The sequence below is a fragment of the Allobosea lathyri genome (genome assembly GCF_900108245.1).
GTDB lineage: Bacteria > Pseudomonadota > Alphaproteobacteria > Rhizobiales > Beijerinckiaceae > Allobosea > Allobosea lathyri.
In genome coordinates this window covers 610,536-631,425 of the sequence record NZ_FNUY01000001.1, presented here as the reverse complement: position 1 = coordinate 631,425, position 20,890 = coordinate 610,536, and the positions used below count along the sequence as shown (strand labels likewise).

Annotated in this window: 23 protein-coding genes; 11 read left to right on the top strand and 12 right to left on the bottom strand. The window is 64.7% G+C overall.

Features of this window, described 5'->3' with window-relative positions; all coding sequences use genetic code 11:
- Window positions 1-612 carry a YqgE/AlgH family protein gene (locus C4S73_RS02865; RefSeq protein WP_103870927.1) on the bottom strand — a complete coding sequence of 204 codons (612 nt, stop codon included), beginning with the start codon at window positions 610-612 and terminating at the stop codon, window positions 1-3.
- 236 nt (window positions 613-848) lie between these two features.
- Here C4S73_RS02865 and C4S73_RS02860 point away from each other — a divergent pair, with 236 nt between their 5' ends.
- The 3 genes from C4S73_RS02860 to C4S73_RS02850 all read left to right on the top strand — a co-directional run bounded on the left by C4S73_RS02860 (window position 849) and on the right by C4S73_RS02850 (window position 2,830).
- A complete protein-coding gene (locus tag C4S73_RS02860; RefSeq protein ID WP_146071258.1) occupies window positions 849-1,661 on the top strand; it encodes a protein-disulfide reductase DsbD domain-containing protein in 813 nt (270 codons plus the stop codon).
- A 50-nt stretch (window positions 1,662-1,711) separates the two neighbouring features.
- Complete coding sequence (locus C4S73_RS02855) at window positions 1,712-2,197, top strand: peroxiredoxin (RefSeq protein ID WP_103870925.1); 486 nt, start codon at window positions 1,712-1,714, stop codon at window positions 2,195-2,197.
- Between the two features lie 183 nt (window positions 2,198-2,380).
- Complete coding sequence (locus tag C4S73_RS02850; RefSeq protein WP_103870924.1) at window positions 2,381-2,830, top strand: GNAT family N-acetyltransferase; 450 nt, start codon at window positions 2,381-2,383, stop codon at window positions 2,828-2,830.
- A 76-nt stretch (window positions 2,831-2,906) separates the two neighbouring features.
- Here the strand turns inward: C4S73_RS02850 and C4S73_RS02845 are convergent, their stop codons facing one another.
- From C4S73_RS02845 to ispH, 4 genes are all read right to left on the bottom strand, one after another.
- Window positions 2,907-3,491 carry a hypothetical protein gene (locus C4S73_RS02845; RefSeq protein WP_103870923.1) on the bottom strand — a complete coding sequence of 195 codons (585 nt, stop codon included), beginning with the start codon at window positions 3,489-3,491 and terminating at the stop codon, window positions 2,907-2,909.
- A 154-nt stretch (window positions 3,492-3,645) separates the two neighbouring features.
- Window positions 3,646-4,092, bottom strand: a complete 447-nt coding sequence (rnhA, locus tag C4S73_RS02840; RefSeq protein WP_103870922.1) for a ribonuclease HI — start codon at window positions 4,090-4,092, stop codon at window positions 3,646-3,648.
- Between the two features lie 108 nt (window positions 4,093-4,200).
- Window positions 4,201-5,166 carry a homoserine kinase gene (locus C4S73_RS02835; RefSeq protein WP_103870921.1) on the bottom strand — a complete coding sequence of 322 codons (966 nt, stop codon included), beginning with the start codon at window positions 5,164-5,166 and terminating at the stop codon, window positions 4,201-4,203.
- Between the two features lie 222 nt (window positions 5,167-5,388).
- Window positions 5,389-6,360 carry a 4-hydroxy-3-methylbut-2-enyl diphosphate reductase gene (ispH, locus tag C4S73_RS02830; RefSeq protein WP_200827901.1) on the bottom strand — a complete coding sequence of 324 codons (972 nt, stop codon included), beginning with the start codon at window positions 6,358-6,360 and terminating at the stop codon, window positions 5,389-5,391.
- Between the two features lie 251 nt (window positions 6,361-6,611).
- Here ispH and C4S73_RS02825 point away from each other — a divergent pair, with 251 nt between their 5' ends.
- Window positions 6,612-8,021 (top strand): MATE family efflux transporter, encoded by a 1,410-nt coding sequence (locus C4S73_RS02825; RefSeq protein ID WP_103870919.1) that lies wholly within the window; start codon window positions 6,612-6,614, stop codon window positions 8,019-8,021.
- A gap of 25 nt (window positions 8,022-8,046) precedes the next feature.
- On the top strand, window positions 8,047-8,949 hold the full coding sequence (locus tag C4S73_RS02820) for a DUF937 domain-containing protein (protein ID WP_146071257.1): 903 nt from the start codon (window positions 8,047-8,049) through the stop codon (window positions 8,947-8,949).
- A gap of 55 nt (window positions 8,950-9,004) precedes the next feature.
- On the opposite strand, the gene C4S73_RS02815 is transcribed toward C4S73_RS02820, so the two are convergent.
- Window positions 9,005-10,924 carry a methyl-accepting chemotaxis protein gene (locus tag C4S73_RS02815; protein WP_160115654.1) on the bottom strand — a complete coding sequence of 640 codons (1,920 nt, stop codon included), beginning with the start codon at window positions 10,922-10,924 and terminating at the stop codon, window positions 9,005-9,007.
- Between the two features lie 197 nt (window positions 10,925-11,121).
- Complete coding sequence (locus tag C4S73_RS02810; protein WP_103870916.1) at window positions 11,122-11,499, bottom strand: DUF1127 domain-containing protein; 378 nt, start codon at window positions 11,497-11,499, stop codon at window positions 11,122-11,124.
- Between the two features lie 171 nt (window positions 11,500-11,670).
- Between C4S73_RS02810 and C4S73_RS02805 the strand changes: the two genes are divergently transcribed.
- Window positions 11,671-12,552, top strand: coding sequence for a LysR substrate-binding domain-containing protein (locus C4S73_RS02805; protein WP_103871262.1), 882 nt, complete (start codon window positions 11,671-11,673; stop codon window positions 12,550-12,552).
- A gap of 38 nt (window positions 12,553-12,590) precedes the next feature.
- On the opposite strand, the gene C4S73_RS02800 is transcribed toward C4S73_RS02805, so the two are convergent.
- The 4 genes from C4S73_RS02800 to C4S73_RS02785 all read right to left on the bottom strand — a co-directional run bounded on the left by C4S73_RS02800 (window position 12,591) and on the right by C4S73_RS02785 (window position 16,546).
- A complete protein-coding gene (locus C4S73_RS02800; RefSeq protein WP_103870915.1) occupies window positions 12,591-12,770 on the bottom strand; it encodes a Flp family type IVb pilin in 180 nt (59 codons plus the stop codon).
- Window positions 12,771-12,869: 99 nt separating this feature from the next.
- Window positions 12,870-14,249, bottom strand: a complete 1,380-nt coding sequence (locus C4S73_RS02795; protein ID WP_103870914.1) for a glutamate--cysteine ligase — start codon at window positions 14,247-14,249, stop codon at window positions 12,870-12,872.
- A 180-nt stretch (window positions 14,250-14,429) separates the two neighbouring features.
- The gene (locus C4S73_RS02790; RefSeq protein ID WP_103870913.1) at window positions 14,430-15,602 is read right to left on the bottom strand and encodes a carboxylate-amine ligase; all 1,173 of its coding nucleotides are present in this window, start codon (window positions 15,600-15,602) and stop codon (window positions 14,430-14,432) included.
- Window positions 15,603-15,796: 194 nt separating this feature from the next.
- Entirely contained in the window at window positions 15,797-16,546 is a 750-nt protein-coding gene (locus tag C4S73_RS02785) for a 16S rRNA (uracil(1498)-N(3))-methyltransferase (RefSeq protein ID WP_103871261.1), read from the bottom strand.
- 226 nt (window positions 16,547-16,772) lie between these two features.
- Here C4S73_RS02785 and C4S73_RS02780 point away from each other — a divergent pair, with 226 nt between their 5' ends.
- The 3 genes from C4S73_RS02780 (at window position 16,773) to C4S73_RS02770 (ending at window position 18,876) form a co-directional block, all read left to right on the top strand.
- Window positions 16,773-17,234: a hypothetical protein gene (locus C4S73_RS02780; RefSeq protein ID WP_146071256.1), complete on the top strand. Its 462-nt coding sequence runs from the start codon at window positions 16,773-16,775 to the stop codon at window positions 17,232-17,234.
- A 118-nt stretch (window positions 17,235-17,352) separates the two neighbouring features.
- Window positions 17,353-18,327: a 4-hydroxybenzoate octaprenyltransferase gene (gene ubiA / locus C4S73_RS02775; RefSeq protein WP_103870911.1), complete on the top strand. Its 975-nt coding sequence runs from the start codon at window positions 17,353-17,355 to the stop codon at window positions 18,325-18,327.
- Window positions 18,328-18,405: 78 nt separating this feature from the next.
- Complete coding sequence (locus C4S73_RS02770; RefSeq protein ID WP_103870910.1) at window positions 18,406-18,876, top strand: GNAT family N-acetyltransferase; 471 nt, start codon at window positions 18,406-18,408, stop codon at window positions 18,874-18,876.
- Here the strand turns inward: C4S73_RS02770 and C4S73_RS02765 are convergent.
- Window positions 18,873-19,394, bottom strand: coding sequence for a DUF6101 family protein (locus tag C4S73_RS02765; protein ID WP_103870909.1), 522 nt, complete (start codon window positions 19,392-19,394; stop codon window positions 18,873-18,875). The two genes, C4S73_RS02770 and C4S73_RS02765, sit on opposite strands and share 4 nt — an antisense overlap.
- A 251-nt stretch (window positions 19,395-19,645) precedes the next feature.
- Between C4S73_RS02765 and C4S73_RS02760 the strand changes: the two genes are divergently transcribed.
- Window positions 19,646-20,473, top strand: coding sequence for a 3'(2'),5'-bisphosphate nucleotidase CysQ (locus C4S73_RS02760; RefSeq protein ID WP_103870908.1), 828 nt, complete (start codon window positions 19,646-19,648; stop codon window positions 20,471-20,473).
- 150 nt (window positions 20,474-20,623) lie between these two features.
- The gene (locus tag C4S73_RS02755; RefSeq protein ID WP_103870907.1) at window positions 20,624-20,866 is read left to right on the top strand and encodes a DUF4170 domain-containing protein; all 243 of its coding nucleotides are present in this window, start codon (window positions 20,624-20,626) and stop codon (window positions 20,864-20,866) included.
- Window positions 20,867-20,890: the final 24 nt, after the last annotated feature.

Genomic DNA, 20,890 nt, shown 5'->3' with positions numbered 1-20,890 from the left:
TCAGGCGTGTCCGGCTTCCCGGGACAGGAAGGCGGGATCGATGCCGATCTTGCCAAGCGCGCGGTGATATTTGGTCTCGATGACCTCGTCGAACAGCAGCGCGGCGTCGGCAGCGCAATGCAGCCAGCCATTCGACTGGATTTCCGATTCGAGCTGTCCGGCGCCCCAGCCTGCGTAACCCAGCGCCAGCACAGCATTCTCGGGGCCGCTGCCGATGGCGATGGCGCGCAGGATGTCCAGCGTCGCCGTCAGGCAGATACCGTCATCGATCGGGAGCGTCGCTGATTCCAGGAAGAAATCGGCAGAGTGCAGGACGAAGCCGCGCTTGGTCTCCACCGGTCCGCCCCGCAGCACCTGCATGCGCTCGGCCTGGCTCGGCAGGCGGATCAGCTCCTCGGAGGGAATGACATCGAGCTGGACAAGAAGGTCGGGAAATTTCGTGTCTGGCGCAGGCTTGTTGAGGATGATGCCCATCGCGCCATCCTCCGAATGCGCGCAGATATAGACGACGCTGCGGTTGAAACGGGTATCGGACATGCCGGGCATCGCGATCAGACATTGTCCGTCGAGATAGCTGCGACCACTGACACGCTGATTTGAGCCGATCTTCATGGCTGCATGCTAGAGCACTTTCACCCTCGCTGTGAACTGGTAGCGCAGGTTGAAAAACCGACATCGCGATTGCGCCCCATTCATGGGTCAATATTCGCATCTGTGATCGTTCCGCAGTCATCGCCCCATTGCGCGGTCATCGCGCAAAGGAAGAGGTTTTGTTCGCAATTTCGTCTCGCAACGCATAAGTCAGCAGTGTGAAACAGTTTTTTCCTTTGCTGACGGCCGCAGCGTTCGTGCTGGGCACCCCTGCCTTGGCGCAGGAGGCGGCTACTTCGAACTGGTCGAAGGGTGACCATTCCTCGTTGCGCCTGATCGCGGGCGCCACCGCGCCGTCCGGAAAGCAGCGCGTCGGCGTCGAGATCGTGATGGCGCCCGGCTACAAGACCTATTGGCGCAGCCCCGGCGATTTCGGCGTACCACCGGTGTTCGACTGGAGCGGCTCGACCAATATCGGCGGTCTCGACGTGCGCTGGCCGGCGCCCGAGCGCTTCCAGGATTCGGCGGGCTATTCGATCGGCTATGTCGGCGAAGTCGTGATTCCCGTGTCGGTCCAGCCTGTCGACCCCGCGAAACCGGTCATGCTGGTGCTGAAGCTCGATTATGCGGTTTGCGAAAAGATCTGCGTTCCCGCCACCGGCGAGACGCGGCTTTGGCTGGAACCCGGCGTGACCTCCGTGACCTCGCCACGGCTGGAAAGTTTCGAGGCGCGGGTGCCCGTGCCGGTCAAGCTTGGCCCGCACAAGGAGAAGCCCTCGGTCATCGAAGCGAAGCTCGATGATGAAGTGGTCGACCCTGGCCTTCGCCTCGTGCTGCAGGTTCCGCCCGACGGCAAGGTCGAGGATGTCTTCATCGAGGGACCCGGCATGTGGTCCTTCGGCAAATCGCGCCTGAGCCAGCAGGCAGATGGCAGCCTGGTCGCGCAGATCCGCATCAACGAACGGCCCAAGGGCGCGGCCGGCCCGATCCCCTTCATCTTCACGCTGCGGGGAACGCCGAAGTCGGTCGAGACGCGACTTGAACTCGACATCCCCGTCGCCAAGCCCTAATTCGTGACGCGGACGGCACCCTGCCGCAGACTTCACGGAGAACAGGCGCGATGACCATCAAGGTTGGTGACAAGCTTCCCCAGGCGACATTCCGGATCATGACCGCAGACGGTCCGGCCGCCAAGACCACGGATGACCTGTTCAAGGGCAAGAAGGTCGTTCTTTTCGCCGTTCCCGGCGCCTTCACGCCGACCTGCCACAAGAATCACCTGCCCGGCTATCTCGGCAAGGCAAGCGAGATCAAGGCCAAGGGCGTCGACGCGATCATGGTCACCGGCGTCAACGACGTGTTCGTGATGGACGCCTGGTCGAAGGCGACCGGCGGGGCCGGCGTCATCGAATTCCTCTCGGACGGCAACGCCGATTTCGCCAAGGAGATCGGCCTCTCGCTGGACGGTTCGGGCTTTGGCCTGGGAACCCGCTCGCAGCGCTATTCGATGATCGTCGAAGACGGCGTCGTGCAGGCGCTGAACATCGAGGACGCACCCGGCAAGGCCGACGTCTCCGGCGCCGAGGCTCTGCTCGAGCAGCTCTGAGACTATTCACTATCAGCAAGCCCGCGCCGGCCTCGCGCCGCGCGGGCTTTTTTGTGCGCGATTGTCGTCTTCGCCAACTTTCTCGGCCGATGCCCAACAGCGCGTGATCAATGCGATATCGCCTTGTCATGAGACAGGGGCCGGGCGTGACGCTAGCCTCCTGCAACCTGCCAGGAGACACCGATGTCCGAGATCACCATCCGCCCGCTCGAAGCGTCAGACCGCGCAGCCTGGGGGCCGCTCTGGCAGGGCTATCTGACCTTCTACAAGAGCAGCCTGCCGCCCGAACAGCACGACCTCACCTTCGCCCGGCTCACCGGCGGCTCCGACCCGATGGGCGGCTTCATTGCCGAGCGCGACGGACAGGCGATCGGGATCGTCCATTGGGTGCTCCACCGCACGACCTGGAGCGCCAAGGACATCTGCTATCTGCAGGATCTTTTCACGACGCCCGACGCGCGCGGCAGCGGCGCAGGGCGCAAGCTGATCGAGAGCGTGCGGGAGATGGCGCAGGCAAAGGGCGCCTTCCGTGTCTATTGGCAGACGCATGAGACGAACCTGCAGGCGCAGGAACTCTATGACAAAGTCGCCGAGAAATCGGGCTTCATCGTCTACCGGCAGGCGCTGGGCTGAGCGCGAGCTACAGGCGATAGTTCCGCACCATTGCTGCCGCGTGGCGATATAGCAGCACGCGCGTCCTGCTCCCTGACTACGGGCCGATCACCGAGCCGCGGGCACGCCCGCCGCTGACGCGGCAGGAGCATCCTGCGCCGATCTCGGCCGGATTGATCAGCGCGCAGGTTCGTACCGGCGTCGTGCAATAGCCGCCGATCGCGGAGGAAACCGGGCCCGCATAGACGGGAGCGGCGTAGTAGGCGGGAGCGGCGTAATAGGGCGCGCTGTAATATGGCGAGCCGTAATAATAAGGCGCATCGTAATAGGGATAGGTCGCTGCGGCGCCGAGAGCTGCGCCGGCGAGAAGGCCGGCAGCACCCCAGCCCCAATTGTTGTCGTAGCCGCGCCTCCAGTATGCGCCGCGATAGCCATAGCCCCAGCCGCCGCCTCTCCAGCCGGGCCCGTAGCCAAACCCTCCGCGATAGCCGCCGAAGCCCGGACGAACGAACCCGCGATTGCCGAAGCCGCCGTGGAAACCTCCAGCGCGGAAACCTCCGCCATGGAAACCTCCGGCGTGGAAACCTCCTCCGCCGCCGAAGCGTCGCTGCGCGGACGCGTCATCGGCAGCGAAGGTCAACAGGGGAACGAGAGCAGCGGCGAGAACGATCAGGCGGCGCATGGCGACCTCCCACTCAACAACCAAGTTCACTCAACAACCACAAATTAACACGCAGATGCGCCGGCTGTTCCCTCACATTGGCTTGAATGGCTGCAAATTGTGACGCTGCGGCATCTGCCGGCTGCAAGGCCCAGGCGCTGCCCCTCGCTCGCCCTCAGCGCCGCGGCTTGAACGGCGCCATGCCCGCGCGTGCCAATGCGTCGGCGCGCTCGTTCATCTCGTCGCCGGCATGGCCCTTGACCCATTTCCACTCGATCTTGTGGCGGCCGAGCGCGACATCGAGGCGCTTCCAGAGCTCCTCGTTCTTCACCGGCTTCCTGTCGGCCGTCTTCCAGCCATTGCGCTTCCAGCCATGAATCCAGGCGGTGATGCCCTGGCGCAGATACTGGCTGTCGGTGTGCAGCGCGACCGTGCAGGGGCGTGTGAGCGTCTCCAGAGCCGCGATCGCGCCCATCAACTCCATGCGGTTATTGGTGGTCTGCGCCTCGCCGCCCGACAGCTCGCGTTCCTTGCCCTTATAGGACAGGACCGCGCCCCAGCCGCCGGGGCCGGGATTGCCCGAGCAGGCGCCGTCAGTCCAAACCTCGACAGCGTCAGTCATGGCAGGTGCCCCGGCGATCTTGCTGTGCGCGAATGGGGCGGGCCCCAAGCGCGCCGGGGCCGGGATTGCCCGAGCAGGCGCCGTCAGTCCAAACCTCGACAGCGTCGCTCATCGCTTCAGCCCATAATCGCTTGCGCCGGTGACGCGCTGGTGGAAGGCGAGCTTGCGATCGTATTCGAGCGGATCGAGCGGCTTGACGAAGGCGCCGGGCGGCACATTCAGCCAGTCGACCAATCGCGTCAGCAGGAAACGCAGCGCCGAGCCGCGACAGAGCTGCGGCAGCGCGTCGACTTCGGCCCCCGTCAGCGGGCGCACGCTCTCATAGCCTGCGAGCAGCGCCTGGCCCTTGGTCAGGTTGAACGAGGAATCGGCCTCGAAGCACCAGGCATTGAGGCAGATCGCGAGATCGTAGGCGAAGGCGTCCGTGCAGGCGAAATAGAAGTCGATCAGGCCCGAGAGCCGGTTCTTGATGAAGAACACATTGTTGGGGAAGAGATCGGCATGGATGACGCCGCTGGGCAGGTCCTGCGGCCAGGAGCGCTCATGCACCGCGATCTCGGCGAGCAGGCGCTGGGCGAGACCGGGCGAGACCGTGTCTGCCGCTGCGCCGGCCTGCTCCGCCAGCGGCCGCCAGTCCGGGACCGACAGCGAATTGACCCGCTGCATGGTGAAATCCGCTCCCGCCTGGTGCAGCAGCGCAAGGCCGCGCCCGACCTCGCCGCAATGCATGGCGTTGGGACGGCGCACCGAGAGCCCGTCGAGAAAGGTGACGATCGCCGCCGGGCGGCCCGCCAGCCTGCCGACCGCGCTGCCCTCCAGCGTCCGCACCGGCTGCGGGCAGATCAATCCGCGATCGGCAAGATGCTCCATCAGGCCGATGAAGAAAGGCAGGTCCACCGCATCGACCCGCTCCTCATAGAGGGTCAGGATGTAGAAGGCCTTGGTCGTATGCAGCAGGAAATTCGAATTGGAAACGCCTTCGGCGATGCCCTTCACCGCGAGCAGTTCGCCAATGCCATAGCGCGCCACGAAGGCGGCCATTTCGTCGTCGGGTACTTCGGTATAGACGGCCAAGATCCTGCTCTTTCGCTCTAGATCATCGACCCGGATCGTATCCAGCCCGATGATCTAGTTCCTTGTTTTTGCATCGACTTTTTCCGAAAACCGCATTCCACTTTTCGGGCCGATGCTTCTAGAGCATGTTCCGATCCAGCCGGATCGCAAAAGCCCCAGTCTTTTGTTTTGTCGCGCTTTTCTCACGCGAACGGGTAGCCATTTCGCTCGAAAACGCTTGTCTCACTTTGCCGCTGACGGCGTCGGCCCGCCCCGCAATTCGCGCGGCAGCGGGAAGAAGACGTTCTCGTCGGCCGTCGAGACGGTCTCGACACGAACCTCGTAGCGCTCGGCGAAGGCGTCGATGATTTCCTCGACCAGAACCTCGGGCGCACTGGCGCCGGCGGTGATGCCGAGGCTGCGGATATTGCCGAAGACCGACCAGTCGATCTCGTCGGTGCGCAGCACGAGGCGCGCGACCGGGCAGCCGGCGCGTTCAGCCACTTCGCGCAGGCGCTGCGAATTGGAGGAGTTAGGCGAGCCGACCACGATCAGCCCCTCGACCAGCGGCGCGACGCGCTTCACCGCCTCCTGACGGTTGGTGGTGGCGTAGCAGATGTCTTCCTTGTGCGGCGCGATCAGCTGCGGGAAACGCGCCTGCAGCGCCTCGACGATCTCGCGGGTGTCATCGACCGAGAGCGTCGTCTGGGTGACATAGGCGAGCGGCTGATCGAGCGGGGGCGAGAGTTCCGCGACATCGCCCAGCGTCTCGATCAAGGTGATCGCGCCTTGTGGCAGTTGCCCCATGGTGCCGATCACCTCGGGGTGGCCGGCATGACCGACGAGCAGGATGTGGCGGCCGCGCTTGTGGTGGACCTCCGCCTCGCGATGCACCTTCGTCACCAGCGGGCAGGTGGCGTCGATGGCGAAGAGGGCGCGGCCCTGCGCTTCGGCGGGCACGGATTTGGGTACGCCATGGGCCGAGAAAATCACAGGCCGCGTCGCGTCGGGAACCTGCGACAGCTCGGAGACGAAGACCGCGCCCTTCCGCTTGAGCGACTCGACGACATATTTGTTGTGCACGATCTCGTGGCGGACATAGACCGGGGCGCCATGCAGCGCGAGCGCCTTCTCGACCGCGTCGATAGCGCGTACGACACCCGCGCAGAACCCGCGCGGGGCGCAAAGCAGAATGTCGAGCGGCGGCTTGGTCACGTGCGGGCGGGGCTCCGTATCGGTCGACGCCTTCTTTCGGGCTCGCGCGGATGATGTCAAGGAAGCTGCGGCGATGCGCCGCCGCTCGTTCGGGCAGTTCAGGAATGATCGCGAATGCTATCCCGGATCAATCGCGATCCAGCCGGCGACATCAGGTCGTGATCAATTTCGCGGCGTCGTTGCAAGACGCTACTGCACGCCTCGGACACCAAACTTAATGAATCGACCTGCTTCATGAATCGACTTGCTCCATGAATCGGCCTGCCAACCCTCAAGCGGTGTTCGTCAGCGGCTCGCTGATGCGTCATGTCGCGGTGATGACGGCGACGGGCTCCATCGGATTGATGGCCGTCTTCGTCGTCGACCTGCTGTCGCTGCTCTATGTCTCCTGGCTCGGCCGGCCGGAGGCGACGGCCGGCATCGGCTTTGCCACCATCGTTCTCTACCTGATGGTCTCGATCAATGTCGGGCTGATGATCGCCATCACGGCGCTGACCGCGCGCAGTCTGGGCAGCGGCGACCGAATGGGAGCCAGGCGCCTGGCGAGCTCGACGCTGGCGCTGACGGCCATCGTCGCGTTCGTCCTTTCGGCCGTCGTCCTGCCATGCCTGCCCTGGCTGCTGCGGCTGCTCGGGGCGCATGGCGAATCCTATGCGGTCGCCCTCTCCTTCCTGTGGATCGTCCTGCCGTCGAACATGCTGATGGCCGTCGGCATGGGCTTTTCCGGCATCCTGCGCGCCACCGGCGATGCGCGCCGCGCCATGTTCGTCACGCTTGGCGGCGGGATCGTCACGGCGGGACTCGATCCGCTCTTCATCTTCGGTTTCGGGCTCGGCCCCAATGGCGCGGCCTGGGCGATCGTTCTGGCGCGCATCATCATCACGGCGATCGGTTTTCACGGCGCCGTCAAGATCCATGACATCGTCGCCCGCCCGACGATCGCTGCGATGCGGCAGGATGCCGGGCGCATGCTGGCGATCGCCGGCCCGGCAATCCTGACCAATCTGTCGAACCCAATCGCCAATGCCGTCTTCGCCTCCGTGATCGCGCGCTTCGGCGATGCCGCGATTGCGGCGCTGGCGATCATGGACCGGCTCGTCCCGGTCGCGTTCGGGGCGTTGTTTGCGCTTTCTGGCTCGATCGGCCCGATTCTCGGACAGAACTGGGGTGCGGGCCGGTTCGACCGGGTGCGCCGCGGACTGACCGATTCAGCGATGTTCGCAATCGCCTGCGTTGGCCTTGCCTGGCTTGCGCTGCTGCTGTTGCGCGGCCCGATCGTCGCCGCCTTCGGCGCCACCGGCCTGACGGCGGAGCTGGTCGAGTTCTTCTGCCTGATCGCCGGGCCGATGTGGATCTTCGTCGGCTTGCTCTTCGTCGCCAATGCCGCCTTCAACAATCTGGGCATGCCGATCCTGTCGACCGTGTTCAGCTGGGGCCGCGCTACGCTGGGAACCATGCCGCTCGCCTTCATCGGCGCCCATTATGCCGGGCCGAAAGGCGCGCTGCTCGGCTCCGCGCTGGGGGCCGTCGCCTTCGGGATCATCGCCCTGATCTTCGCCTATCGCGGCATCGCGCGGCTGGAGCGCAAGGCGACGGAAGCCGTCGCTGCCAGTTTGCCAGAGGAGCCGGCCCTGCTATCGTCGGGCGAGACACGGCGCTAGCGTGGCAAACCGGCCGGAGGCTCAGATGATGAACCTGTTCGAGATGATGCAATCGGCCCAGAACGGCCAGGCGATGCAAAACCTCGCCCGGCAATACGGTCTGAGCCAGCAACAGACCCAATCGGCGATCGAGGCACTGCTGCCGGCCTTCTCGATGGGGCTGCAGCGGCAGACACAGGACCCGCAAGCCTTCGGCTCGCTGGCCCAGATGATGACCGCCTCGCCCTTCGGCAACATCTTCGACGCTCGTGGCAGCGCGATTCCGCCCAGCGCCACGGCCGCCGGCAATGATGTGTTGAGCCAGCTTTTCGGCTCGAAGGAGGTCAGCCAGGCTGTTGCGGCGCAGGCCGCGGCAACCAGCGGCGTCAGCCAGGCGATCCTGAAGCAGATGTTGCCGATCATCGCCTCGATGGTGATGGGCGGGCTCGTCAAATCGACCAGCAATCAGGGGCTGGGCGGCATACTCGGGCAGTTCGCCGAGATGATGCGCGGGCAGATGCCCGGCCAGCAGCCGGCACCGCAACCACAGCAGCAGGCCCCGGCAAACCCGCTCGACACGATCTTCGGCGGCATGTTCGGCAATGCGCCGCCCACCAATCCCGGCCAGGCTCCCGGTGGACAGGCCGGGAGCGCACAGCCTGGAGCCAATCCTTTCGACGGCGGGATGCTCGGCCAGATTCTGACCGGCATGCTCGGCGGCGCGCAGCAGCCGGACACCCGCACGTCCCCGTCTGCCCCGACCAGCCGCCCGGCCGAACCGGCAGAGGAAGAGGCGCCGCCGCCCTCCTCCGGCCCTGGTCCTGGGTCCATCGGACTGGATGCGCTGAACCAGATGTTCGAGCACGGCCGGCAGGTCCAGGACGACCATCAGAACGCGCTGAAGTCGATCCTCGACTCCATGCTCGGCGGCGGACAGTCGCGCCGCTGAAACGAAAAAGGCGGGCGCCATAGCGCTCGCCTTTCTCAGGTCATACGGACATGGATCAGGCGCGCCGGCGTTCGTGCCATGTATCGGCGTGATCGGCGACCCGGGCCATCGCCTCGGCAGCGCCCTGCAAGTCTGCCACGCCGTCACGCGTCCGGAAGCTCGAGACAAGTCCGTTGAGGCGCTGGATCTGGCTGCTGAGCGCCGTCGCCGAGGCTGCGCTCTCCTCGGCAAGCGCGGCGTTCTGCTGGGTCATTTCGTCCATATGCGCCACTGTCTGGCTCATCTCGTCGATGCCGTTGGCCTGTTCCGCCGAAGCCGCCGAGATGTCCGACACGGTCGCCGAGACCTTGCGTGAGGCATCGACGATGCGATCGAGCGCGTCGCCCGCGGAGCGGACGAGGCTGACGCCCTGCGCGACCTCGCTGCCGGATTCGGTGATTAGGGCGGTGATGTCCTTGGCGGCCTCGCCAGAGCGCTGGGCAAGCGTGCGCACTTCCGAGGCGACGACCGCAAAGCCCTTGCCGGCATCGCCCGCGCGAGCCGCCTCCACCGCCGCATTGAGGGCTAGGAGATTGGTCTGGAAGGCGATCTCGTCGATGACCGAAGTGATGTCGGAGATCTTGCGCGACGCCGTCTCGATGCGCGCCATGGCGTCGACCGCGTCCCTGACGATCGCGCCGCCCTTGCGCGCGACATCCATCGCCTCGTCCGCCAGCGCGACCGCCTGTTTGGAGGCCGTGGCGGAGGCCTTCACCGATGCCGCCAGCTGCTCCGTCGTCGCCGCCGTCTCTTCCAGCGAGGAGGCCTGCTCCTCGGTGCGCTTCGAGAGATCGTCGGCGCCCATGTTGATCTCGCGCGCGGCCTGGCCGACATCGCCCGAAGTCTCCTGGATCGTCCTGATGGTCTCGGAGAGATGGCCGACCGCGAGGTTGAAATCGTCGCGCAGCTTCTCGTATTCGGCGGTCATCTCGTCATCGATGCGGCAGGTCAGATCGCCGCGCGAAAGACGGTCGAGCCCATCGCCGAGCATGTCCATCACCCTGCGCTGCTCGGAGGCCAGCTGTTGCTGTTCGCGGGCGCGGAGTGCACGCTCGTCCTCGACCTGGAGACGCTGCGCTTCGGAAAGCTCGCGTCCTTCTGCGGTCTCGGCTTCGAGCCTTCGCACCGCGAGCCCGTTTTCCTTGAAGATCTGGACTGCACGCGCCATGGCGCCGATCTCGTCCCTGCGCGTCTGGCCGTCGATGGCGACGCCGTAATCGCCCGAAGCCAGGCCATCCATCCGCGCTTTCAACTGATCGAGCGGCCCGGTGATCGAGCGACGGGCGAGCAGCACCGCGCCGACAAGGCCTAACAGCATTCCCGCCACCGACAGGGCGAGAATGAGCTGATTGAGGCCTTGCGCCTCGGCGTTGAGGACCACCGTCGCAGCCTGCGTATCGGATTTGATCGTGCCGTTCAGCTTGACCGCATCTGCGACGATCTCGCCGAGCAGACGATCGAGCTCCGACATCACCGACAGGGCCGGCAGGTCTTCATCCCTGGACGCCTGCGCCATGACATCGTCGATCTTCGGCTTCGTCTCCGTGATCCTGCGGGACAAAGCGTCGAATTCGGCATGCATCTCGGGGAAGCTGATCTTGGCATTGACAAGCTGCTGCAGCGCCTTGTCGAAGCCCTTGCGAACATCCTCGATGCTCGTCGCGTTCTGCTTCATGTATTCGGGATAGGCGATCGCCTTGTAGAGATGGCGCAGGATGTCGCTGGTGGCCAGCGTCGCCTGAGCCGAGTCGAGGATCGCCGTGGCGCGCTGGTCGATCAGCTCGGAATAGCTGTTCTGGATGCGGGCATATTCGCGCCCTGCATAGATCGCAGTTGCAACGCTGATCAGTCCGATCACCACCAGCGGGATCGCGATCTTAGTCCTGATCCTGAGATCACTGAAGCGCAGCGAAAACTTCATGTTCGGCATGCCCATGACGTCGAGCGCCGCCGGACATGGCAGTGCTACCCCCAAGGGAATTTTGAACAGAATGGTGAATTTTGTGTTAGAAAGCCGCTCAACCGCCGAAAATTGACGGCTTTGGCCGGCGCAATGCGGCATCTTTCAGCATCGGCATAAAAAAGGGCGGAAGCACGAAGCTCCCGCCCGCAGGAACGCGCAGAGCCAAGGGGTCAGGCGCTGCACGCAATCGAATTGTCGATGGCGACGATGTCGCGACGGACCTTCACGATCGGCGCGTCCACCGGAGCCTGCCGAACCCCAGTCTCACGGCGAGCTGCCGCTACGTCCGCAACCGATTGAGAGCGGCTGGCCAGCACAGTGGAGGGATCCTTCAGCCAGGAGGTGGCGAGAGCGCCTTCAATATCCGACCGCACCAGGCCGATATCCTTGAGGCCGCGCTCGTCGAGCTCAGCCAGGCGCAGAATTTCGCGTCGGTGCACAAATGCTTTCACGAGGTACACGATCGGCGCGAATCCCGTGGCGGCAACACGCGTGACGCCGGCCGAAACGGACGAGAGCGACTTCGTGACTAGGGTCATGATCAGCATGACGGGCCTCCTCAGGGTTCACAGCGACGGACATCTCCTGGCTTGGCCTGGACGCACCGCTGGCAAGGCCTGGAGAGTAAGCAAAGATTAGCTTCGCGCTGGTCATCAGCCAAACGAATGCTTATGATGCTTCACAACACGGATATTGATGAACCGCCAGTGGGGGCCGCCATGGTGCATGTGCTCGATGCCGATCAGCTGAAAACCTTCGTCGCGATCGCCGACACCGGCTCGTTCACGCGCGCCGCCGAGATCGTTTTCAAGACGCAGTCAGCCGTTTCCATGCAGATGAAGCGACTGGAGGAGCGGGTGGGCCGGCCCCTGTTCGGCCGCGACGGGCGCCACGCGAAACTCACCGAAGATGGCGAGCGCCTGCTGGATTACGCGCGACGAATCGTGCGGCTCAATCTCGAATGCGTCGCGAGTTTCACCGACGCGGACCTCAAGGGTCGCATCAGGCTTGGCGTGCCCGACGATTATGCCGACCGCTATCTGCCGGAGATCCTGGCCCGCTTCGCCCGCTCGAACCCGCGCGCCGAGGTCACGGTGGTCTGCGAGCCGACGCCGATGCTGGCCGAACGAATCGCAACGGGCGACATCGACCTCGCGATCGTGACCCATACCGAAAGCCGGGGCCAGGGCGAGATCATCCGCATCGAGCCGCTGCTCTGGGTCACCTCGGCCCGTCACGGCGTGCATGAGGAGGATCCGCTGCCGCTCGCGCTTGGCCGGCCGACCTGCAACTGGCGGCAGGCGGCAGTCGATGCGTTGGAGACCAAGGGTCGGCGCTTCCGGGTTCTCTATGCGAGCTGGAACTCCACTGCGGTGGGCGCGGCTGTCGTGGCAGGGCTGGCCGTTTCCGTGCTGCCGGAAAGCGCGATCCGGCCGGGCATGCGGATTCTCGGGCCATCGGAAGGCTATGCGACGCTGCCATCCTGCAAGATCGGGCTGCTGCGGACGCGCTTCGACCCGTCAGTCCTGTCCAATGCGCTGGCTGATCACATCATCCAGAGCCTCGACAATCTCGCGAGCTTCAAGACGGCGGCGGAATAGCGGCGCGGCGGCCTCGGCGATGGCGGGCAGAAAATCGTTCAGGGAGTGACGAACGCGTTCGCGGCCGAGACCAGGAACGAGTTCACCTTGGTACCGATGAGGGTGACCGAGGTCACGATCACAATCGAGACAATGCTAGCAACGAGCGCGTATTCGATTGCGGTGACCCCGCGCTCGTCCCGCACAAGCCTAAGACAGGTGACCCTGATCCGTTCCATGATCAGGGAATTACCTGATAATCTCGGCCAAATCGTTAATATGGCCTCTGCAATGCACTGGAAGCGTCGATTCTCGACGCCCCCCGCCTGCCCGAACCCTTACAGCGCAAGCGACGGAAACAGGGGCTCGATCCTGCCGCCCCACTCAGCCTCGTAGCGTTCGACGAGTTCCTGCGAGAACGTCTTGTCGCCTGCGAGAATGGCGCTCAGCGGCTCGAGATAAACCGTCTCGTCTTGTCCTCCCGCATTCCGGCAGTTGCGTCGCGCCAGACCCTGGCGCGACAGCGACAAGACGTCGATTGCCACGTCGCGCGCCGAACGCCCGGCGATCGTCGCAGCCAGCCCGGCCTTCGGCACCGCATCGCGAAGGGCCTGACGCTCTTCGGTGGTCCAGCCCTTCACCAGTTCCCAGGCGGCATCAAGCGCGGCCTGATCGTAGAGCAGGCCGACCCAGAAGGCCGGCAAGGCGTTCAGCATATCCGGCGGACCGGCATCGGCCCCGCGCATTTCGAGGAAACGCTTCAGCCGGACCTCGGGAAACAGCGTGGAGAGATGATTGGCCCAGTCCGAAATCGTCGCCCGCTCGCCCGGCAACTGCGGCAGGCGACCGGCAAGAAGATCCCGGAAGGAGGCGCCGGCGACGTCATGGTAGACCGAGCCGCGCTTGACGAAATACATGGGAACGTCGAGCGCCCAGTCGACATAGCCTTCATAGGACATGCCTTCGTCGAATGCGAAGGCGATCATGCCCGAGCGGGCCTTGTCGGTGTCGCGCCAGATTTCCGAACGCATCGACTGGAAGCTGTTGAGCTTGCCCTCGGTAAAGGGGGAGGCTGCGAAAAGCGCGGTCGCGATCGGCTGCAAGGCGAGCGAGACCCTGAGCTTCCTGACCATATCGGCCTCGGTCGCGAAGTCGAGGTTCACCTGCACGGTGCAGGTGCGGAACATCATGTCCAGCCCGCGCGTGCCGACTTTCGGCATGTAGTTGGCCATGATCTTGTAACGCCCCTTGGGCATCACGGGCGTCTGCTCGCGGCTCCAGAGTGGAGAATGGCCGAGCGCGACGAAGCCGATGTCGTGTGGCTCAGCCACCGCCTTCACATCGGCGAGATGTGCCGCAAGCTCGTCAGCCGTCTCGTGCAGGTTCTCGACAGGCGCGCCTGAGAGTTCGAATTGGCCGCCGGGCTCCAGCGAGATCGCGCCGCCGCCCTCGGGGCCGGCAAGGCCAATGATATGGCCGGCATCGATGATCGGCTCCCAGCCAAGCCTGGCCTGCATGCCTTCAAGCAGACTGCGGATGCCGCCGCTGCCGGCGCGCCCTTCATAGGGCACGGCCGACAGGTCGTTCCGATAGAACGGGAATTTTTCGTGCTCCGTGCCGATCCTGAAATCGGAAGGCGGCTTCTCGCCGGCGGCGATCCAGGAAATCAGTTCGTCCTTGGAACCGATCGAGGTCGAGTCGGATACATCGCGAGCCATGGGCGCTCCGGCAGAAACAATAAAAGGCCAGGCGTCCCGCCGCCTGCAAAAGACGAAGGGATCATGGCTCGGAGCGCCAGACATAGGCGAGCACAGAACACACGACAACGACCTCCGTCGTGCGTTGATGCATAGAGTGACCGGCGCTGGTGGCGGGGGTCGAGCAATCCTGCAAGCGGTTCAGACCGCGTGGCGCAGGGAAACCGCCTCTCCCTTGGGCAATGCGGCGCGATCCAGGCGGGTCTCGGAGGCAATCCAATCCACCACCGCGGCCAACCCGGCCGCCTGCCCGCCCTCGCGTGTTCTGGCCTCCTCGTAGACAGCGAGCTGGACATCGGCGCTGGTGCCGTTGGAGGCGATGGCCTTGCATGCTGCCAGTTCCGGCAGGCAACCAAGGGCTGCGGCATCGTCAGAGAGCTGCTCGACCAACTCGTCGACGATGTCTGGAACGGTGCGCATGCTCCGGCTTTCGGCACAGATCAGTCCACCGTGAATACCATAGCGTTGCGCACGCCAGAGATTTTCCGCGGCGATGGCGCGCGAGGCGGCCGTCAACCCGGTATTCAGCTTCGGCTTGCGCAGCAGATGGCGAACCAGGCAGCGATAGAGCGCAGCGATGGCGAGCGTATCATCGAGCCGCGTGCAGCTATCGGCTATGCGCAATTCCAGCGTCGGATGTTTCTCCGAGGGCCGGATCGCCCACCAGATGTAGCTCGCATCCTTGATCGCGCCCGCTTCCACCAGCGTCTCGACATAGGCGCGGTAGTCATCAGGCTCTGTAAAGAGTTCGGGCAGCCCGGTGCGCGGCAGTTCGGCATAGGCGGAGAGGCGGTAGCCGAGCAGCCCGGTGCGCTGCCCCTGCCAGAACGGCGAGGACGTCGAAAGCGCCAGCAACAGCGGCAGGAAGGGCAGCATGCGCGACATCAGGCGAATGCGCTGATCGGCATCGTCCACCTCGACATGGACGTGAAGACCGCAGAGCTGATTGCGGCTGCCCAGCATCTGCAGGTCACGCATCAGCTTGTCATAGCGCGAGGCGTCGGTGGCTCGCTGGCGCGACCAGATGGCGCTCGGATGCGTTCCACAGGCGAGCAACAGCATCTCGTGTTCGAGCGCGAGATTTGCCAGCCCGGTTCGCAATGTTGCAAGCGATCGCCGCGCCTCCTCCATCGTCTCGCAGACGGGGGTGGCCACTTCGATCTGGGATTGCAGCATCTCGCGCTGCACTTCATCAGGGAACGCCGCCTGCGCCGCGGCAATAAATTTCGATGAAACCTTGCGCGCGATGCTGCGGTTTGCCGCGTTTGAGAGAAAATACTCTTCTTCGATTCCGAAGCGGCAGGCGTCGCTCATGTTGTCATCCCGTCAGGCCATTCACGTCAGTCGAGCTGGAGGTTTTACCGTCCACGTGCCGGGCGCGGCAGCCTGATCGCGAATGGATCGCGAAAGCACCCAGCATCTCGGGGAACGCTCGAAACGGCCAGGCGTTCCCATCCTGGCGGCGCCTTGGCCCTTCGATGAAAGCCCTATTCGGTTTTCCGATGGAATCAGCCCTCTCTGGGCCAATCGCCGATGACAGCCTGAACCAAGGCCAGAGCCGCCACGGCGGCGGTATCGGCGCGCAGGATGCGCGGCCCCAGCGATATCCCCAGCGTTTTTGGCCGCGCCAGAATTAGATCGCGCTCGGCCTCGTCGAAGCCGCCTTCGGGGCCGATCAGGACAGCGACAGGTCCGGCCGGGGCCGCGGCAAGAGCCGCGACCGGGCTCGCATGCGCCATCGCCTCGTCGCAGAAGACCAGCAGCCGCTCAGGCTCGAGAGCGGCGAGCACGGCCTGCAACGGGCTCTCGGCTCTAATCTCGGGAAGGGTGAGGATGCCGCATTGCTCGACGGCTTCGATCGCGTTGGCGCGCATCCGGTCGAGATTGAGCCGCGAGACCTGCGTGCGGCGGGTCAACACGGGCTGAAGCACGCCAGCGCCCATCTCGACCGCCTTCTGGGCGATATAATCGAGCCGCGCATGCTTCAGGGGCGCGAAGAGATAATGGAGATCAGGTTCGGAAGGCTGGGCGCGGGTCTGGCGCAAGAGCCCCAGGCTGGCCTGTTTTCTGCCTTCGGCACTGACGGCCGCAAGCCATTCGCCATCGCGCCCGTTGAAGACGAGCACCGTATCGTCCGACTTCATCCTGAGCACGTTGAGAAGGTAATTCGCCTGCTCCCGCTCAAGCGGCAGCCGGCTTCCAGCCGCCAGAGCATGGTCCAGAAAAAGGCGGTGACGGGCAAAATCTGGGACGGACATCTTCGCGGCCAGCTCCAACTTAAAGGCTCATGGCGCAGGTTCGAGCGCGAAAACCGCCACAATCCCGGCCTATCAGCAAGCGCTTCCCGGCAACCGACAAGTAGACTCGCAAGGGTCGTTGGCGCTAACACGGCGTTGCTGGTAAGGAAATCGCGGATCGAAGGCGCCCCGCGAACAGGCAATTCGGAGCAGGACACCCACCATGCGGCTAAGGATGGCTTCAGGAGTGATCGCGACACTCGGCATCGCAGCGGCCTCGTTTTTCGATGTCGCTCCCGCGAACGCCCAGGCGTCCGGTTGCGAGCAGATGCAGAAGCTGCTCCAGGAGCGGCAGTCGATCGTCGCCCGGCTGAATACCGCCACCAAGCAAAAGCGCAAGCTCACGCCTGCCGAGGCCTGCAGCACGCTGGGCACGCTGGTCAACAACGGCAGCGCCACCTTGAAATTCGCCTCCGCCAACATGGACTGGTGCCAGATTCCGCCGACCTTCATCGACGGCATGAAGGCCGACAATGAAAAGGCCGCGGGCATCCGCAACCAGGCCTGCAATGCGGTGAAGCAGCATGCCGCCATGCAGCGCAAGGCGCAGCAGCAGGCTCAACAGCAGCAGAAGGGTGGCGGCAACCCATTCGGCGGCGGCGATTCGATCACCGGCGGCGCGATGCGCATTCCGCAGGGCGCGCTCTAGCGCCAGGCCCGGCCTGGCTGGAACGTTAATCGGTTCCAGCCTTTCTGATTTGACGCATTTCTTCCGGCGAACCGGCACTCGCCTCGCCTGAAAATGCTCCAGCTGCAGGCAAGAGCTCATGCCGAATCCGGCGCCGGCGAACGCTTCATCGGGGCAGGATGCGCCGCTTCCTGACGCCCTTAAAGGACATTGGGTCGATACCAGGGCGCCGCTCTGGATGCGGCCCTATCTCAAGCTCGCGCGGATCGAACGGCCGATCGGCTGGTGGCTGCTGCTGCTGCCCTGCTGGTGGGCGGCCGGGCTGGCGGCGATCGCGGGCAGGCAGCCCTTTCCCGATCCCTGGCACTGCCTGCTCTTCCTGATCGGCGCGATCGTGATGCGCGCGGCCGGATCGACCTTCAACGATATCGTCGACCGCAAGCTCGACGCGCAGGTCGCGCGGACACGTGGGCGGCCCTTGCCCTCGGGCCAGATCACGACCCGGGCGGCGGCGCTCTTCATGCTCGGCCTGTCCTTCGCAGGGCTCGCGATCCTGCTGCAGTTCAACCGCTTCACGGTGGTGGCAGGCATCGCCTCGCTTGCGATCGTGGCGGTCTATCCGTTCATGAAGCGGATCACCAACCTGCCGCAATTCGTGCTCGGCCTCGCCTTTTCCTGGGGCGGGCTGCTCGGCTGGAGCGCTGTATTCGACCGTCTGGATGCGCCGGCCTACCTGATCTATGCGGCCGCAGTGGTCTGGACCATCGGCTACGACACGGTCTACGCGCTTCAGGATATCGAGGATGACGTGATCGCCGGCATCAAGTCGAGCGCGCGCTATTTCGGCCGCTATGCCCGCGAGGCGGTGGGGCTCTGCTTTGCCCTTTCCGTGCTGCTTGCGGGGCTGGCGACCTGGCTGGTCGGTGGCGGCGTATTCGCCTGGATCGGCATCGCCGCCTTTGCCGGCCACCTCGGCTGGCAGGTCGCGCAGATCAAGGGCGCGACCTCGCCGGTTGCGCTGCGCCTGTTCCGCTCGAACCGCAATGCCGGCCTGTTGCTGGCCGCCGGCTTTGCACTGGACGCGCTGAGCCGTTTCGGCCTCCCCTCGCTCTGAACAGCAGGGTGGATCAGGGCTGACGTCACGAGATGGGCGCGGCTTGGCTGCGACGCGCTACGTGGCTAAATTCGGGCGATGTCTGAAATCACCCTTCGGCCGGTCACCGCAGCGACGGTGCGCATGATTTGTGCGCTGGAGGTCCGGGAAGACCAACGGGGGTTCGTGGCGCCGAATTCCGTGTCGATCGCACAAGCGCACTTTGAACCGACTGCAAGCTTCAGCGCCATCTATGGCGGCGAAACACCCGTCGGTTTTCTGATGTGGCGACCGACTGTGGATACCAAGACCGCCTATCTGTGGCGTTTCATGATCGACCATCGGCACCAGGGTAAAGGCTATGCGCGATCAGCTTTGATGCTGCTGTTTCAAGAGCTTCGCGCGCGGGGGCTCAAGCTCTTGAAAACAAGCGTTGTCCTTGGCGCCGCAAGTCCACTGGGATTTTATCGCTCAATGGGCTTCCAGGAAACTGGCAAAATCCTGCCGAACAGCGAGACCGAGCTGTTACTCGATCTGGAATGGAGCCAAGGTTTCGCCTTGCAGAGCTAATCCGTCAGCCGCTCGCCGGCGACGATGACGGGTCGGTCGGCCAGGCGTCCGGTCTTGCGCCGCACGAGGAAGCGCGGACGACGACCGTTCAGGAAGGAATGACGCCGCCTGATCCTGATCGGACCGAGCGCAAGACGACCGATCTGCGGGAATGGCTCCGAGATCGTGCCCTCGCTGGTTTCCAGCAGAAGCGGCAGCCCGCTGGCACGACCGCAATCGCGCCACAGCGCCACGGCATCGTCCTGATCGACCAGCGCGACCGTGATCGAGCGTCCGTCGCCAGCGGTCAGGGCCAGCGCGAAACAGTCATCATTGCCCGTGGCATTGGCCATACGCAGGGCGATGCCGCGCCATCCCGCGGAACCGCGCAGGATTCTGACGGTGCCGATCCGTTCGATCCGCGGCGCTTCAGGCTGCGCCGGCATCGGATTGCGGGACACTATCGCTGAGGTCGTCGCGTAACCGGAGAGGTGCGGCATGAAGCCGGCCTCTCCGGTCGCGGGCGTGACACTGGCCATCGGTTATAACGCCTCTCTATTAATCCCTGCCGCTACGGGGGCCTCTGTGAAGTCCGGGCCCCTCGTGCTTGCAGGTCGAGATTGTGCCCCAGCCGTCTCCGAGCGCTTAAAGGGTTCGGTTAAAGGACTGTGTTTTCGCCCTACTGACGCTCCAAACGCGCTGTTTCATGCCTGATGCTTGACGGAATCTTTCGGTGCGTGCGTGCATTTTCGGCTTGAACCGGAGCGACCCCATTGGATACGGATTGAGCATGAGTGCATCTCCGCTACCCATCGCCCCCGATCTGCTGCGGGCGGTTCGCGACAGCTGCCTCGAAGCTGGCGAGATCGCCGTTGCCCTGTTCCGTCCGGGCGCCATGACGGCGGCACGCACCTGGTCGAAGAGCGGCGGGTCGCCGGTGACCGAGGCCGATATCGGCGTCGACACCTTCCTGCGCATCCGCCTGTCCGTGCTGATGCCCGAGGCGGCCTGGCTTTCGGAGGAGACTGTCGACGACGAGTTGCGCCTGTCGCGCCGCTTCGTCTGGGTCGTCGATCCGATCGACGGGACACGCGCCTTCATGAACGGTTCGCCGGATTGGGCGGTCTGCGTCGCCCTGCTCGACGAGGGCAAGCCGATCCTCGGCGTCGTGCATGCGCCCGCCTGCAACGCAACCTATACGGCCTTGCTCGGGGGCGGGGCGCAGCGCAATGGCGTGACCATCGCGGCATCGCTGAAGACAAGCCTCGCTGCGGCGCGCATCGCCGGCCCCAAGCCGATGCTCGATGCGCTGGCGCGGCTGGAGACCTTCGAGCCGACCGAGAAGATTCCCTCACTCGCGCTGCGGCTGGTGCGGATCGCGGATGGGACGATCGACGCAGGCCTGGTCTCGCCCGATGCGCGCGACTGGGACATCGCCGCCGCCGATCTGGTGCTGAGCGAGGCCGGGGGGACGCTCACTGGCGGCACGGGGCAACCCGTCATCTACAACCGCGAGACGCCGGTCCATGGCATGCTGGTCGCCAGCAGCGCGAGCCTTGCAGCGCCGCTGATGTCGGCCTTGCAACGCATGCGCGACGGACAGTCGCAGCGGATCTGACGATTTTTCGAGCGTGGCGGAGCAAGCTGCGGCACAACCGCGCCGTTCAGCACTCGCACCTGCGGCACGGATAGCTTATCTGGTGCCGCGACACGGCCTGCTCATCGCTGATGTGCTCGCGGGCGTGACTGACTCGGACTGGAGGGATCGATGAGCGCGGAACCGGAACAGAAGCAGCTTCTCCACCTCGTCTTCGGTGGCGAGTTGAGCTCGCTCGAAGGCATCACCTTCAAGGATCTCGCCAAGCTCGACGTCGTCGGCGTGTTCCCGAACTACGCCAGCGCGCATTCGGCCTGGAAGGCCAAGGCGCAGGCGACAGTCGATCAGGCGCAGACGCGCTATTTCATCGTGCACCTGCACAGGCTACTGGACCCCGAAACGGCGACATCCTGAACCGCTGAACGGTTCGGACAGGAC

Excerpts from the sequence above, each read along its gene's own strand:
- C4S73_RS02865 (WP_103870927.1), bottom strand. The coding sequence starts at position 612 with ATGAAGATCGGCTCAAATCAGCGTGTCAGTGGTCGCAGCTATCTCGAC.
- C4S73_RS02855 (WP_103870925.1), top strand. The coding sequence starts at position 1,712 with ATGACCATCAAGGTTGGTGACAAGCTTCCCCAGGCGACATTCCGGATC.
- C4S73_RS02850 (WP_103870924.1), top strand. The coding sequence starts at position 2,381 with ATGTCCGAGATCACCATCCGCCCGCTCGAAGCGTCAGACCGCGCAGCC.
- C4S73_RS02845 (WP_103870923.1), bottom strand. The coding sequence starts at position 3,491 with ATGCGCCGCCTGATCGTTCTCGCCGCTGCTCTCGTTCCCCTGTTGACC.
- rnhA (WP_103870922.1), bottom strand. The coding sequence starts at position 4,092 with ATGACTGACGCTGTCGAGGTTTGGACTGACGGCGCCTGCTCGGGCAAT.
- C4S73_RS02825 (WP_103870919.1), top strand. The coding sequence starts at position 6,612 with ATGAATCGGCCTGCCAACCCTCAAGCGGTGTTCGTCAGCGGCTCGCTG.
- C4S73_RS02820 (WP_146071257.1), top strand. The coding sequence starts at position 8,047 with ATGATGAACCTGTTCGAGATGATGCAATCGGCCCAGAACGGCCAGGCG.
- C4S73_RS02815 (WP_160115654.1), bottom strand. The coding sequence starts at position 10,924 with ATGGGCATGCCGAACATGAAGTTTTCGCTGCGCTTCAGTGATCTCAGG.
- C4S73_RS02810 (WP_103870916.1), bottom strand. The coding sequence starts at position 11,499 with ATGCTGATCATGACCCTAGTCACGAAGTCGCTCTCGTCCGTTTCGGCC.
- C4S73_RS02805 (WP_103871262.1), top strand. The coding sequence starts at position 11,671 with ATGGTGCATGTGCTCGATGCCGATCAGCTGAAAACCTTCGTCGCGATC.
- C4S73_RS02800 (WP_103870915.1), bottom strand. The coding sequence starts at position 12,770 with ATGGAACGGATCAGGGTCACCTGTCTTAGGCTTGTGCGGGACGAGCGC.
- C4S73_RS02795 (WP_103870914.1), bottom strand. The coding sequence starts at position 14,249 with ATGGCTCGCGATGTATCCGACTCGACCTCGATCGGTTCCAAGGACGAA.
- C4S73_RS02790 (WP_103870913.1), bottom strand. The coding sequence starts at position 15,602 with ATGAGCGACGCCTGCCGCTTCGGAATCGAAGAAGAGTATTTTCTCTCA.
- C4S73_RS02785 (WP_103871261.1), bottom strand. The coding sequence starts at position 16,546 with ATGTCCGTCCCAGATTTTGCCCGTCACCGCCTTTTTCTGGACCATGCT.
- ubiA (WP_103870911.1), top strand. The coding sequence starts at position 17,353 with ATGCCGAATCCGGCGCCGGCGAACGCTTCATCGGGGCAGGATGCGCCG.
- C4S73_RS02770 (WP_103870910.1), top strand. The coding sequence starts at position 18,406 with ATGTCTGAAATCACCCTTCGGCCGGTCACCGCAGCGACGGTGCGCATG.
- C4S73_RS02765 (WP_103870909.1), bottom strand. The coding sequence starts at position 19,394 with ATGGCCAGTGTCACGCCCGCGACCGGAGAGGCCGGCTTCATGCCGCAC.
- C4S73_RS02760 (WP_103870908.1), top strand. The coding sequence starts at position 19,646 with ATGAGTGCATCTCCGCTACCCATCGCCCCCGATCTGCTGCGGGCGGTT.
- C4S73_RS02755 (WP_103870907.1), top strand. The coding sequence starts at position 20,624 with ATGAGCGCGGAACCGGAACAGAAGCAGCTTCTCCACCTCGTCTTCGGT.